Annotated in this window: 11 protein-coding genes and 1 pseudogene; 5 read left to right on the top strand and 7 right to left on the bottom strand. The window is 61.0% G+C overall.

Annotation, left to right across the window (positions count from 1 at the left end; translation table 11 throughout):
• Positions 1–291: 291 nt before the first annotated feature.
• A pseudogene (locus ACQK2L_RS03180) lies at positions 292–597 on the bottom strand (DUF1559 domain-containing protein); the annotation flags it as partial.
• Between the two features lie 59 nt (positions 598–656).
• A complete protein-coding gene (locus tag ACQK2L_RS03175; protein ID WP_425395482.1) occupies positions 657–1,268 on the bottom strand; it encodes a hypothetical protein in 612 nt (203 codons plus the stop codon).
• A gap of 181 nt (positions 1,269–1,449) precedes the next feature.
• On the opposite strand from ACQK2L_RS03175, the gene ACQK2L_RS03170 reads away from it, so the two are divergent.
• The gene (locus ACQK2L_RS03170; protein WP_425395481.1) at positions 1,450–2,460 is read left to right on the top strand and encodes an arabinan endo-1,5-alpha-L-arabinosidase; all 1,011 of its coding nucleotides are present in this window, start codon (positions 1,450–1,452) and stop codon (positions 2,458–2,460) included.
• Positions 2,461–2,470: 10 nt separating this feature from the next.
• Here the strand turns inward: ACQK2L_RS03170 and ACQK2L_RS03165 are convergent, their stop codons facing one another.
• Complete coding sequence (locus ACQK2L_RS03165; RefSeq protein WP_425395480.1) at positions 2,471–5,041, bottom strand: hypothetical protein; 2,571 nt, start codon at positions 5,039–5,041, stop codon at positions 2,471–2,473.
• 218 nt (positions 5,042–5,259) lie between these two features.
• On the opposite strand from ACQK2L_RS03165, the gene crcB reads away from it, so the two are divergent.
• Positions 5,260–5,664 (top strand): fluoride efflux transporter CrcB, encoded by a 405-nt coding sequence (gene crcB, locus ACQK2L_RS03160; protein WP_425395479.1) that lies wholly within the window; start codon positions 5,260–5,262, stop codon positions 5,662–5,664.
• A 66-nt stretch (positions 5,665–5,730) separates the two neighbouring features.
• Here crcB and ACQK2L_RS03155 read toward each other — a convergent pair whose 3' ends face one another.
• From ACQK2L_RS03155 to ACQK2L_RS03140, 4 genes are all read right to left on the bottom strand, one after another.
• Complete coding sequence (locus ACQK2L_RS03155) at positions 5,731–6,165, bottom strand: Hsp20/alpha crystallin family protein (protein ID WP_425395478.1); 435 nt, start codon at positions 6,163–6,165, stop codon at positions 5,731–5,733.
• Positions 6,166–6,397: 232 nt separating this feature from the next.
• Complete coding sequence (locus tag ACQK2L_RS03150) at positions 6,398–6,955, bottom strand: YiiD C-terminal domain-containing protein (protein ID WP_425395477.1); 558 nt, start codon at positions 6,953–6,955, stop codon at positions 6,398–6,400.
• A 54-nt stretch (positions 6,956–7,009) separates the two neighbouring features.
• Positions 7,010–8,011 (bottom strand): DUF481 domain-containing protein, encoded by a 1,002-nt coding sequence (locus tag ACQK2L_RS03145; protein WP_425395476.1) that lies wholly within the window; start codon positions 8,009–8,011, stop codon positions 7,010–7,012.
• A gap of 187 nt (positions 8,012–8,198) precedes the next feature.
• Positions 8,199–9,719 (bottom strand): hypothetical protein, encoded by a 1,521-nt coding sequence (locus tag ACQK2L_RS03140; RefSeq protein ID WP_425395475.1) that lies wholly within the window; start codon positions 9,717–9,719, stop codon positions 8,199–8,201.
• Between the two features lie 733 nt (positions 9,720–10,452).
• Between ACQK2L_RS03140 and ACQK2L_RS03135 the strand changes: the two genes are divergently transcribed.
• From ACQK2L_RS03135 to ACQK2L_RS03125, 3 genes are all read left to right on the top strand, one after another.
• Complete coding sequence (locus ACQK2L_RS03135; RefSeq protein WP_425395474.1) at positions 10,453–10,935, top strand: TadE/TadG family type IV pilus assembly protein; 483 nt, start codon at positions 10,453–10,455, stop codon at positions 10,933–10,935.
• A gap of 38 nt (positions 10,936–10,973) precedes the next feature.
• On the top strand, positions 10,974–11,477 hold the full coding sequence (locus ACQK2L_RS03130; protein ID WP_425395473.1) for a TadE family protein: 504 nt from the start codon (positions 10,974–10,976) through the stop codon (positions 11,475–11,477).
• 69 nt (positions 11,478–11,546) lie between these two features.
• A complete protein-coding gene (locus ACQK2L_RS03125; RefSeq protein ID WP_425395472.1) occupies positions 11,547–13,364 on the top strand; it encodes a pilus assembly protein TadG-related protein in 1,818 nt (605 codons plus the stop codon).
• The last annotated feature ends 43 nt before the right edge of the window (positions 13,365–13,407 follow it).

The following is a 13,407-nucleotide window of genomic DNA, read 5'->3' as shown; positions in this document are numbered from 1 at the left end:
GGTTGCTCCGCCCAGTCTCCAGAAATGCGCCATGATGTGGTCGGTGGTCGAGCCCGACTCGAGCTCACCCACCAGCACGGTACGACTGGTGCTGGGAACGCTCCGCAATCGCGCATAGGTTGGGCCGCGCGCAGCGCCCTCCACTTCGCCCGTCTCCGCGCTGTTGAGTTCAAACCACACGTTCTTGCCGTAACTCCACATCCGCTTGTTGTCGCGGATGTCGTCAGGACATCGATAGACGCCCTGCATCAGCGCATCCGGCACCGGACCCATGGCGGGCTCGATGGTCGGATCGAGATGCGGCGCAATCTGCATTCCCCAGGACAGTTCGCGATGCGCGAACGCCGAGTGGGTGCTGCGCGGGAACCTGCCTTGGTTGGTGTCCAAGAACAGGTGAAACGCCAACCCGATCTGCTTCAGATTGTTCGTACACTGAGTACGGCGAGCTGCCACGCGTGCCGACTGCACGGCTGGCAGCAACAAGGCTACCAGCACGCCGACAATCGCCAACACGACCAACAGCTCGACCAGCGTTAAGCCGCGTCGAGGATGCATGCTGCTAGTGTCCGTGCCGTGAAACAGCTGCGCTGCAACCATCGAGGCACAGCGCTACCGCAGCGGGCGCAGTTATGAGAATACGGACGGAGGGTAGGAACTCACGCCGTAGGCTGCGGAGGTGGAGTAGGAGGAGCGGATGCCAAACGAATAGAGAGTTGCTCGCACGGAGTCGCGAGAGATTCGCAAAGCAGCCCGGGCGACTCGCAAGGCTCAATAGTGTGCGGCGTAACGGTGATCGACAGCCACAACTTCAGCACACCCTGGCATGAGGCCGTTTGCCAAACCGGGGTGCGAGGTAGAGTAGAGTTCTCGTCGGTTGCCCGCTCGGCGGGTGGTCGTTTGCAACAACAGCACGACTTTGATTTGGCGGGCGCAGGCGTTGTGCAGCACGTGGTCGTCTGTGGTGGTGCCGACTCCAGCCAAGGACGCACGTCGAGCCCTTGGGCGTTTGCGAGCTGCAACGCTTGTTGTGGCGGGCGGACTCCTTCACGCCGAGCCCACGCCAGCCGCTCGGCCATCGTGTGGCAGCAGCAGTTGGTCCAGCAAACCGTGGCTGAGTTACAGCCGCAGCCGCAGTTTTCACACGGATAGCGTTCCTGCAACCTGCTGGCGAGTCGCGGCACCGGCAGCGGCACACCCGTGGCTGCCGCGGTAAACACGATGAGCAGCAGCGTCGCGATACGTCGGCGTTGGCGATACAACCAGGACATGGCGGCGAAGGCGGTGGAGATACAAAGCCGCTCATTTTGGACTCTTTCGCCATGCGAGTCCACCACAACCCAACTGCGGCAGATTGTCGCACCACGCTCGCGCCCAGGTCGGGGGGCCGGTGTGGTATAAAGGAGGTTCCCCGCCACGCCCTACCCACCTTCCGCTTCGAGAGTTCTTGCCGTGACGCGCTTTTCCTGTTGTGTTCTGTCGTTGGTCTTCCTGCTTTCGATCGTTGACGTCGCCGAGGCTCAGCGGCGCAGCAATCCATTGCTTCAGCATGCGCCGGATCCGACGGTGGTGGCCACAACCGACGACGCGGGACAAACCGTGTACTGGGCGGCGGCCACTGGGCGTGGTGTGCAGCTCCTGAAGAGCACCGACCTGAAGCAGTGGCGCCGCGTCGGTCGCGTGTTCGATCAGTCCGTGCCTGAATGGGCACGTCGCGAAGTGCCAGGCGCTCGCAACCTGTGGGCGCCCGACCTTAGTTATCACGACGGGCTGTACTATCTGTACTACAGTGTTTCTACCATGGGCAGCCAGCGTTCGGTGATTGGGCTGGCGGTGAATAAGGCGATCGATCCGGAGAGTCCCGACTATGAGTGGCAGGATCGCGGCAAGGTGATCGAGTCGTCGCCCGAGACTACGGATTTCAACGCCATTGATCCAGCGCTGTTTGTCGACCAGCAAGGGCGTTGGCTGTTGTTTTGGGGTTCGTACTGGACGGGGCTCAAGGTCGTGGAGGTCGATCCCGCAACGGGCAAGCCCAAACCGGATGCCGAGATCCAGCCGGTTGCCGCTCGTCCCGATGTCGAGTCGCACGCCATCGAAGCACCGTTCGTTGTTTACCGCGATGGCTACTACTACTTATTCGTGTCGTGGGACAGCTGCTGCGACGGCGCCCGCAGTACGTACAACGTGCGCGTGGGCCGCAGCAAGAATGCCGCCGGTCCTTACCAGGACGCCGAGGGTAAACCGATGCTGGAAGGGGGCGGAACGTTGGTGCTGGAGAGCACCGATCGTTGGCGTGGGCCGGGCCACAATGGGGTGCTCATCACCGATGAGGGACAATGGTTCGTGCACCACACCTACGACATTCAGAACCTCCGCGCCCAGCGAATCTTGCAGGTCCGACCGATGACGTGGACCGACGAAGGTTGGCCCGAGGTCGGCGAGCCGTTGGCAACGCCATAGTCTTTGGGGATTATCGCCACAACGGGGCGTAGCGGTCGAGTTGCGCCGAGCGATTCTCAGTGGCCGGGCCGAGCGCCACGCCTAGCCAGCCATCGTCGATGACCAGTTGCGTGATCATCAAACCCGACAGCCTTGGGTCGTCGGCGTACTTCGTGCCCACAGCGACGAATCCGTCGTCGGGAAACACCTTGCCGAAGATCGTTTGCAGACGCATTCGCTGCGAGTTCCGCATGCTCCCTTCCAGGTACGGCCCCGCTTGGTGTTCGAATCGCGCGACCAAACCGTCCGCCACCGGCACGTAGTACAGGTGCACGGTGAAGTCGCGGTTCGATCGGCCGCGAACCACCAACTCGTTCACTTGCCATGCGATGTGCAGTTTGCCATCGGCCAATTCGAACGTCACCGGCGTCTCGTCGGCGAATTCGATAATCGTTTCGCGAGCGTCGTCGTCCATCTTGTCAGTCGACATGTTGGGAGCAAACTTCCTCACCCGCTGGGCAAACTGCTCGGCCGTAAGCCGCTCGCCCGCCAGATTGAGCGCCGCCACCAGGTTGGTGAGTCCCGATTGGTGCAGTTGAACGCTGGCGAGGCTATCGGACGGAGCGCGCGGACGCGGCGAGTGCGACGTGAGCGCCTGGCCATGCACAACTCGCGCCCGCGCGATCAATCGCTTGTCGGTAGTTCTCATCTCGACCGGCTCGATCGTCACGCCACCGGTGGCCAGCGGGTTGATCACGCGATTCTTCCATTGCTCCATGGCACGATCGGCGGCCGTCTGCACGGTGGTGCTCATTTGCTGCTCGACCCGTTGGCTCGCCTTCTGGGAGACTTCCTTCTGAGCCCGGCCGCGACGATCGGAGAACGCATCCCGCGCCTTGGAGCGAATTACTCCACCGACCAAAGGCAAGATGTCGTAGTCGCTACGCGCGTTGATGAAGCGGCTGGCGCTGTTTGCATCGGCCACCACCCGGCCCAGGTGCATGCCCTGCGGATTGATCACCACCTGTTGTCGCGCCGCGAAGTTGGTAGTGCCCACGGTTCGCACCCGCACGGTTCGCTCGAACGCGATGGTTTGCGAGTTGGCGTGGCCCCTCACCTCCAGTCCCAACCTCCAGGCGTTAGGATCGGGCAGCAGGGTCACCGAGGTTTCCGACTGCGTCGTCGCTTGCCCGCTGACCGGAGTCCCCATAATGCGATCGCGAACTGGTTCGACCCGCGGCTCCTCTGGCGTCAGGAAGCGATTCACCAGGTCCTTGCTAATGGCGACCCGCGCGTTGGCGTTGCGATACTGATCCGACAGCGTCTCGGCGAGTTGCTGCCGGCCGGCGCTGCCCGACTGCGAGAGTTGCGCCATCCGCACCGCGAGCAAGCGGCTGCTGTCCGCCGACGGTGAGCTTTCGTACTGCTCGACCTCGTTGAGCAACTGATCGAGCTGCACCGGCGTGTAGAGCGACACCTGCGCTGCGTGTCCGCTGCGGGGTGGAGCGGTGCCAGCCAGCGCGATACGACCGACCGGCGGCCTCGTCAGTTCGCTGGCCACATGCCAAATGGCGATACGCCGCCACATCGCGTACCGTGCCCGACGTAGTCGCGTCGCCATTGCAGGGTCGTCGGTTTGCTCCGCCATCCGCTCCGCCTGCTGCGACAACCAGGCCAAGCGTTCGAGCACGTCGCCCTCGGTCACAAAGCCCGGCAATTCACCAGTTGCCAGGGCGTCGATCCATCGCAGCGACTCCAGCGCCCACTCGCGGCACTCCGGCTCAACGGCCAGTTGCCGCAGCATCGCTACCAGCGACGTCGGCTCGGGGACCAACGCCTGGGGCTCGGCGTTCTCGTAACCCGACTCCAGCAACGGTCGCATCGCCAGCAACACTCGCTCGTCCCAACCACGTTGATGCGCGGCGAGGTCGCGCGTGGTTTGCGACTGCGGAATCATCGCCAGGCGATCGTGCGGGCTGGTGAGCATCGGACCGTTCAGCAGCGAAGGTGGCGACGCGTATCGCGGCGAAGCAGCAGAGTGCAACGCCGACCGATTGCCCTGCCGCCATTGCTCCAGCAACGATCGCGATCCGGCGCGCCAGCTTTGCGCGTGGGACGGTGCAAACAACAGCCACGCGGGGTGACCACCATCGACCTGTTGCAGCTTGCTGAACCACGGGCGTAGTGCTGGGTCGAGCGAGTCCAGCGAGTAGCGCGGCTCGGCGGGCCATTCGCGATCTACTAAGGGCTCGCTCTCACTCTCGATCACACGCACGAACGTGGGGTCTTGCAGCATCTGTCGCACCAGTGGGTCGTCGACAAGCACGATTTGCGGAGAGCCAGCCGGTTGGGACTTCGCCGCTTGCTCGACCAGCGGTTGCGGTGGCAGTTGTAGCCACCGGCACTTCGGAGGCCCGGCGACCGTCAGTGCGCCTGCGAAGGCAAGCTGGTGCGAAGGTCGGGCGACTTGCGGTGGGCCTGCAGCGGTCCGCGGCGAGTTCGGCCGCCAAGTGTTGAGCGTTGCCCATACCACCACCAGGACAAATGCCGTGAGCATCCATCGGATGGGAATTCTGCGAGTTGGTGTGTGGTTGCCGACCATGGCGCGGCGCCTCCTGCGCCGTAGTAAAACTCTCCTGCCCTCCAGCCGAACGCCTGTAGCCGTACCGCTAGCAGGAATTCGACCAGTCCGTCTGTGGACTTAAATTCGGTGGTCTGGGTAATATGATTGAGCGCCATCCGTCAAGCTGCACGAATTAGAGAAACAATGCCGCGCGCTCGCCGGCACAAACCCTGCAACCCGAACCCGATTGGTTTTCCGTGGATACACACCTGATACGACTGCTTGCCATTGCCGGCGGAGGCGCGGTTGGTGCGCTGCTGCGGTACGCCGTGGCGGTGCTGGCTGTGCACGTGCTTGGCGACAGATTTCCCTATGGCGTGCTGATCGTCAACGTGTTTGGCTGCTTCCTGATAGGCCTGTTGATGCACGAGGCGCTGGTGGAAGGCAAGTGGCTGCCGGTGAACAGCCACGTGGCTGTGACCATTGGCTTTCTCGGCGCGTTGACGACCTTCTCCACGTTTGGTTACGACACGTTGCGACTTATCGAACTTGGCCGACCGTTGGCGGCCGGAGCGAATGTGCTGGCCAACTGCATTCTAGGCATCGGCGCGTGCTGGCTGGGCGGTCAGGTTGGTTCGATCATCGAGCGCGGCGTCCAATAAAAAAACGCGACCGCACCCCGAAGGGTACGGCCGCGTCGGATGGGAACAACATCCACCAATCCGCGATTACGCGGACTTCACTTCAATGCGTTTGGGCTGCAGCTCAGGCCGCTTGCCGATGGAGACTCGCAGTACGCCGTCGCTGAGCGTCGCCTCGATGGTGTCGGGGTCGACCGTCTCGGGTAGCGATAGGCTGCGGGTTACTTTGCCGTAGCCGCGTTCGCTGTGCCACAGCGTGCCTTCGTACTCGGGCGCTTTGCGCTCGAGGGTGAGCGACAGCCGGCCTTTGTCGAACGTGATGTCGACGTCTTCGAGCGTCACACCCGGTGCGTCGACCTCCATGTGCAGGTGCTCTTTGCCCTCCCACACAGCGACCGGCGCACGCCAAGCGGCGCCGCGCGTTGCGGTGGGGCCGAAGAACTGGTCGACCAGCGAATCGACCTCGGCTAGAGCCGCAGGGAAGATGTTCTGCAGACGGTTGTTGGATTGAGTGGCTTTCATGGTAATTACCTCCTCTAAACACTGAACATAGGAATCTGGCTGCACCAGAAACTCGCAAATTCGGTGGTCTCGGCAGTTCCGACGACCACGCTCATAGAGAAAGCAACTAGAATGCCAAACGCGCTGTTGTTTTCGCAAGTCGTTTGTTTGCAATATCTTGCGTCGACCCAAAAGACTTAGCCGAATATCGAAGACGCCATAATGGCAGTTTCAAGTGTCCTTTAGATGCGGTCTAGATGATGGCGAAGACGCCAATTTGGCAGTCTTCGCGTGTGACCACATACGAACCAGTGAACGTGACGGCCGATCGGCCCTCGCCGGCGATTTCGACCGCCAGATCGAGCTTCGCCTGGCCCTTTTCCGCGTACATTTCGGCGAAGTGCTGCTGGGCCAGCGGGTCGACTGGTTGGCAGCGAGCGGTGACGTGAGTGGTGGCCACTGGGCGGTGGTACTTGATGCTGCTGCGGCGAATAACGATGTTGCCCGTGGTCTCCAGCCGACGCAGCAGCAGGTACATGGTGCCCCAGCCGACGATGGTGCACAGAGCGTTGAGGCTACCGGCGAAGGCGGTTTGCTGGTGGTTGTGGTTCAGCTCCAGCGGCATGGAGACCGACAGCCGACGGTCCGAGCAATCGGTTACCTGCATCGCCATCTGGGCGCACATCGGGATGTCGCGCTCCAGAACCTGCTGCAGATCAGTCAGGTGAGCGGACGGGACATCGGGCGGTGAGGGAGTAGCGCCGGGCACAGGGCGAGGAGTCTTGGAGTTGGCGGGGGACGTTGTGGCCATTCTACCTAACTCGGCGGGTTTCTGCTAACGAAGGTAAGGGCGGTCGGGCGGCGGTTATAGCTTCCAGAGCAGCAGCACCGAGTAGTTGAAGTTGTTGGGATCGGCTCCGTGCGGGTCGCTGTCGTGGCGGTTGTTGGCGGCAACCTTCAAGCTGACATTCGAGGGCACGGCCAGCTCGACTTCCCAGGCCAGTTCCGAAAGCATCCGATACTGGCCGAAATCTTCCCATTCCGGATAGTAGTCGACACTGGCGGTCAGCTTCTGCGTCTCCGACAGCTTCTGCTCGTAGTCCAGCCCGAACTGCGCTTCCGGCACCCACTCGTCATCGGGGCTGCCAAACTCCCGCACCGAACCAGCACCGAAGCGGCCGGTAAGCTCCAGCCAATCTTCGTCGACGAAACGATAGCCTAGACCGCCGTTGAGGTTCAGGCTCAAATCAAACGCCTGGAACTGGTCGTAGTACAACTGCGTCTGGGCGTAGACAGTCCAGGGCGAGTCGGGCATCAGCCACTCGTGGCGAAGTTTCGTCTGCGCGTTGTTCTGCGTTTCCACACCGCCGGCCTTGGTGCGGTTGTGGTACAGCTCGAAGTTGAATTTGCGAGCTTTGCTTTCGCGTTTGATGTAGCCGCCAGTGCGGACGCTCAAGCTTTCGCTGGTGCCACTCGATCCGTTGATGCCAAGCTCCACCGCGGTGTCCCAGCCGGGAAGCTGAATCCAATACGAGGGGTAGTACCAACGGGGCTCGTCCTCCACCGCCACGTTCAGATCCATCTCCTGGGCGCTGGATGTTTCGTCCACGTCGCCAACAGGAATCGGTTCCGCCAAGGTGGGTTCCGCCAATGCCGGTGCACCGAGTCCGAGAGGAACCTCCTCGGGGGCATTCACCGCAGGGTAGGTTGCGATCGACGTGGAAGGGTAGGGCGTTGCCGCGGCGGTGTACTCCTGCGTGTCCGTGGGAGGGGGAAGTCGCCTGGGAATCGACTGTGCGGCAGCGACACCCACCTGGGCCAGGGCCAAAGTGAGGCCAAGCAGCGCGCTGACGGAGTGGTTGTACATGGATGACGATTCGGCGGTCCGGGAGCTGGAAAACTCGTGGTTTCTAGCAGACCCCGCGAGCCCCAGCAAGTTGAGTCGCACGCCGGCGGCGAGTGCTAGCAGACCATGCTAAACAAGAAAAGCGGGCCGACTTCCCAGGGAAGCCGACCCGCTTTGATTACTTCAGTCGATTGCAGCTAGCAAACGCTCAGTTGCAGCAACCGCCACGATGGAACAGGCGGCAGCCACCGAAGCGACGGCAGCTGTAGCTTTCGCAACCGCAGCTGCTAGCACAGCCACAGCCAGTGCTGCAAGGCACAGTCACCTCTTGGGCAACCATCTTGCAGACCTTCACGGGCACTTCCTTGGTGACCTGGACGGGAACGCAAACCGTGTAGGTTGCGGTCTTCTCCTCGGGCACGCAATCGTAGTGGGTGACCGTGTAGGTGCGGGTGCGCTCTTCAGGCACGCAAACCGTGTAGTTCACTTCCTTGGTCATCGTCTCGGGAACGCACTTGGTTACCGTGTACTCGCGGGTGCGAGTTTCGGGGCGGCACTTGTTGACGGTGACGGTCTTGGTGCGAGTCTCAGGCACGCACTTGGTGACCGTGTAGGTGCGAGTCCGCTCTTCGGGACGGCACTTGTGTACCGTGCAGGTGCGGGTCCGCTCCTCGGTGGTCATCTTGCAGACCTTCACGGTCTTGGTGCGAGTCTCGGGCACCATCTTGCAAACCTTGTAAGTGCGAGTCCGCTCTTCAGGGCGGCACTTGGTCACGGTGCAAGTGCGGGTTCGCTCTTCAGTGCGGCACTTGGTCACGGTACAAGTGTAAGGCACCTCTTCGGTCACGCACTCATAGGTGGTGCAAGGAACTTCGCGGGTCTCGCAACCGGGAACCCAGCAACGCTTGCAGACGGTGCGGGTGCAAGGAGCACAACCGCAGTCGCCACAACCCGAACCACAACCACAACCGCAAGGAACCTCAACCATCTGGGTTTCCCAGTGGCCGGTGTTCACGGTAACGGTACGAGTCGACTGAACGGGAACGCGCTTGGTAACGGTGCGCGTGCCAGTGACTTCCTCGGTGTAAGGAACTTGCACTGTGTAGGTCTGCTCGACCTCTTCAGTGTAAGGAACCTGCACGGTGTAGGTCTGAGTCTTCTCCTCATAGGTCGGCACCATTACCGTGTAGTTCACTTCCTTGTCTTCGTAGACAGGGACCTGAACGGTGTAAGTTTGCTCAACTTCTTCGGTGTAAGGAACCTGCACGGTGTAGGTCTGGGTCTTCTCTTCCTTAACCGGCACCATCACCGTGTACTCCACGGTCTTCTCTTCGGTGTAGGGAACCATCACGGTGTATTCCGCGGTACGGGTTTCCTGCACGGGCTTCATCACCGTGTACTCAACCGTCTTGGTGCGAGTCTCCGGGACTTGCACGGTGTAGGTTTGAGTCTTCTCCTCGGTGCGAGGAACGCGCTTGTACACCGTGTAAGTGCGAGTTCGCTCTTCCTTGGTGTATTCGGTGCACGTAACCGTCTTCATCACGGTTTCGTAAGTGGGGACATAAATGGTCTTGGTCACCATCGTCGGACCACAACCACAATCGTCCGCCACGGTTGCAGAGCCGCAACCGCAATCGGAGCTTACTGGCGCTCCGCAGCCGCAGTCGGCCTGTGCCGACGAGACGGTCCACAGCAGCGCAGCTGTGACCATCACCATGTAACGCAACATACAAGTTCCTCCCATCCCACGGATGTAAAAGTTTAAACTCCCGCTGTTCCCGTCCTGCCTCATCGCGTTCGGTTTTCTAACCAGCGCGAGATCAACCCTTGGAAGAGTGGGAAAGTTGGGGAAGGATCCTCCAGTCCGGCACCATGCCGGACGATTCCCCCCCAACACACTTAAGCCAGGGCGACACCTTGCCCTGGAAACACGCCTTTTTTCTCGGTATTCGAGGGCTCTTCGGAGCCCTGCCTCCCGGATAGAATAGTACTCGTTCTGAGGGTTTGGAAGCCTCCGCCTGACAATTTCGGCAAAGTTTTTTGGCTGGGAATTTAGTGCAAAATGGGGTGAGTTTCGGGTGTGTCTCGAAACGCTAGCCGCAGGGTCGCCTGGGTGCACCCCGCAAAATCTACTAAACCCATGGCATCTTTCGGTTTGCGCCGCACAGAGACACTTCGCTCCTCTTTCGATGGGCCATGTGGACGCCTGGCATTCGGGCTAATCCCTGAGATGACGAACAGGCCTCCTAACCGGAATTCTTGCGGGATGCCGTCGCGCAAAGCCGTTCTGTGACCTAGGGTTTCTGTAGGCGAGTTTCGTACGTAGGCCGTCTGCCATTGCAGCAGCCATTACATGGAGCCGTCCACCCTTTTCCAGCGATCCTTTTCCAATTCCTCCTCCAGTTTTCTTAGCAATGCCATTCGTCCATTGCGACGCGGCAGGGCTGGGATCCCCGTGTGCCATGCAACTCTGCAGCCGCAATGCAGTCGATCGCCGCCGGCGCCGCGGTACGACGATTGTCGAGACCGCGTTTGTCCTACCAGTCTTCCTGTTGTTCGTGCTCTCGTTGGTTGAGTTCGGCCACGCCTTGATGGTGAACAACGTGCTGCGCAGCGCGACGCGTGCCGGTGCGCGGATGGGTTCGACCGAAGGGCGTACCACGGCCGACGTGGAGCAGTACGTCAAAGACATTCTCGACGGCGCCATCGATCCCGAACTGGCTGAGATCATGGTGAAGAACGCCGACGTGTACGACCAGGGATCTTCTACTCCCGACAGCGGACAAGAAATCGAAGCGCTGCCGGATATGGAAGTGTCGGGGGCCGAGCCTCGACAACTGTTCCTGGTGCGCGCCCGAGTTGCCTATAACGATGTCGCGTTGGTTCCGATGCCGTTCATGAGCGACGTGATCCTCGAGGGCCAGGCGTTTATCCGCCACGAATGATTCACTTCCCTTCTCTGTTCAAACGATGTGCCGCAACCATGTTCCACTCCACTAAGAATCTCACAAGTCGCTCAGGTGCAAAGTCGCTGATCCATCGACGGGGCGCAGTCGCCGTCGAGTTCGCCGTGGTGGCTCCCATTCTGGTCGGCGTGATGTTTGCCATGGTGACGTTGAACAGGGCATTTGAAGCGCAGAACCTGCTCGCGACCGCTGCACGCGAAGGAGCCCGGTTTGCTTCGATGGACCGAGACGGCATGCCCGACGTCGGCATGACCGGCAACGAAAAACTCGCTGAAGACATCAAGAGCTTCCTGGCATCCAACGGCTTGGAGAAAGACGGGGTCACCGTGGAAGTGAAGGACCACGAGAACCCATCGGCCGACTTCAACATTGACGACCCAGCCAACGACTTGAAGTTATTCGAAGTGCATGTATCGGTCGACTACTCCGCAGTAAGTTACACGCCGGTCAGCGGCGACAGCGACTACACGCTCAGTTCGGTGGTAGTGTTTCGCAATGGTCGCGCGACACTATCCGACTAACCCGCCACGTTCACTCCTCACTCCGCACGTTCCCTCCCTATCCGTCACGTTCTATACCCCGAGTCCGCCATGCGTCCATCATCACTCCGACAACCCGGCTCTCGTCCGCCAATCCGTTCCCCCCGAGGCTCTCGCCGTGGCATCATTGTGGTGCTCACGGGCTTCCTGTTGGTAGTTCTGTTTGCCTTCATGGCATTGACGGTCGACACGGGGCGTATCGTATTGACCGAAACCGAGATGCAAAACGCGGTGGACGCCGCTGCGCTGGCCGCCTCGCAGGAGATCGCCGCTGCGGTTCACGAAGCTGGGCAAAACGGCACGTCGGTGAACATCGACCCGAACAGCATCGCCGCCGAATCAGCCCGCCAAATGGCGGCTACCGTCGCCGAGGCCAACGGAGTGTACATTGACCCGGCATCGGACGTGAAGTTCGGCAAGCGCCGATATGATCCGGACAGCGGCAGCTGGCCCATCGAGTGGGGCGGAACGCCTGTGAACGTGGTGCAGGTCGTCGCTCGGCGCACCAATCCCGATAGCAACGCCCCCGATGCCCAGTTGCCAATGGCGTTTGGTTGGGCCGTGGGCCGCGACAAGGTGGCACTGCAGGCCACTGCCACCGCGTTCGTCGAAGCTCGCGACATGGTGTTGGTGCTCGACTTCTCGGGTTCGATGAGCGACGACTCGGAACTGCGCTCCATCGGCACCTTTAGCCAGGCAGAGATCGAGACCGGACTCGACAACATCTTCAACGCGTTGTACGAGTCGAATGTCGTGTGGCCCAATGTCACGCCCGTACGCGCGAAGTTCCAGTTAGCGTTTGGTGAGATCGATAGCGCCGAGGGTACGTACATCTCCAGCACGAACACCGACTACATCTTCTCGCTGCTGAAACTCGGCGAGAAGTACCCCAGTAACCACCCAGATTGGCCTGGGCAACTGAAGTACCCCTACCCGCAAGCTGGCCGCTACGGCGGTGGCAGTCCCAAGAACATGCCGAGCGAGTACACCAGCGCCAACCTGTGGAAGGGCTACATCAACTACGTGAAGAACTTGAGCGGCCCGTATAACAAGAAGTACGGGTATCGCACGCTGTGCGACTACATGCTGCAGAACAATCAGATGAAGTGGAACAAGTCGGAAGACCTGTGGCGTACGCCGCACTACCCGTACCATGCGGTGAAGAACGGCGCTTCGCTGTTCCTCGACTTCTTGGGCGACTTGGACTTTGGCGACGAGATCGGCCTGGTGAGCTACGGCACCTATGCAGTGTGGGAGACCGGTCACTACGACGGTGAAGTGAGTCTCGATACGTCATCCAACCCCATCACGTCAGACTACGGGGTGATCGATCAGATCCAGCGACGCCATCAAGCCGGCCACTACGACGTCTACACTGGCATGGGCGACGGAATGCTCAAAGCTCGCGAGATGCTGGTGGGCGCGGCGGGTGATCCCAGCGACGAAGGCTACGTCCGCTACGGTGCTCGTCCAACGGTGATCCTGATGACCGACGGGCAAGCCAACAAGAGCCCAGGCAACTGGAGTCTGCCCAGCAACTTCAACTGGGCCGACTGGACCGACTACGACGGCGACGGCAACGCCGACTACACCACCAGCAACAAGAACAAGCAGTACGCCTTCTACGAGGCGACCGAAGCCATCCAACGCGGTATCACGGTCCACACGCTGGCTGTAGGTGCTGGAGCGGATCGCGACATCATGCGAGCGATTGCGTTCGCCGGCGATGGCGTGTTCATCAACGTGCCTGGTGGCTCGACCGTTGCCGAGATGGAGTCGCAAATGCTGGACGCGTTCGCCCAGATCGCCGCGAAGGTTCCACCTGCCAAGCTGGTGTTCGAACTAGAGCAGCCTGAAGAGGAGGAGTAAACCATGTGGGGTCGTCCACTGGCGGCCCCGGCAATACACCCCG

Source organism: Aeoliella sp. (assembly GCF_965227375.1).
Lineage (GTDB): Bacteria > Planctomycetota > Planctomycetia > Pirellulales > Lacipirellulaceae > Aeoliella.
The sequence above is the reverse complement of the archived record's forward strand: the minus strand, read 5'-3'. Positions and strand labels throughout refer to the sequence as shown.

Bases quoted from the DNA above. Each gene is read 5' to 3' on its own strand.
- ACQK2L_RS03175 (WP_425395482.1), bottom strand. From the start codon at position 1,268: ATGTCCTGGTTGTATCGCCAACGCCGACGTATCGCGACGCTGCTGCTC.
- ACQK2L_RS03165 (WP_425395480.1), bottom strand. From the start codon at position 5,041: ATGGTCGGCAACCACACACCAACTCGCAGAATTCCCATCCGATGGATG.
- ACQK2L_RS03155 (WP_425395478.1), bottom strand. From the start codon at position 6,165: ATGAAAGCCACTCAATCCAACAACCGTCTGCAGAACATCTTCCCTGCG.
- ACQK2L_RS03150 (WP_425395477.1), bottom strand. From the start codon at position 6,955: ATGGCCACAACGTCCCCCGCCAACTCCAAGACTCCTCGCCCTGTGCCC.
- ACQK2L_RS03145 (WP_425395476.1), bottom strand. From the start codon at position 8,011: ATGTACAACCACTCCGTCAGCGCGCTGCTTGGCCTCACTTTGGCCCTG.
- ACQK2L_RS03140 (WP_425395475.1), bottom strand. From the start codon at position 9,719: ATGTTGCGTTACATGGTGATGGTCACAGCTGCGCTGCTGTGGACCGTC.
- ACQK2L_RS03135 (WP_425395474.1), top strand. From the start codon at position 10,453: ATGCAACTCTGCAGCCGCAATGCAGTCGATCGCCGCCGGCGCCGCGGT.
- ACQK2L_RS03130 (WP_425395473.1), top strand. From the start codon at position 10,974: ATGTTCCACTCCACTAAGAATCTCACAAGTCGCTCAGGTGCAAAGTCG.
- ACQK2L_RS03125 (WP_425395472.1), top strand. From the start codon at position 11,547: ATGCGTCCATCATCACTCCGACAACCCGGCTCTCGTCCGCCAATCCGT.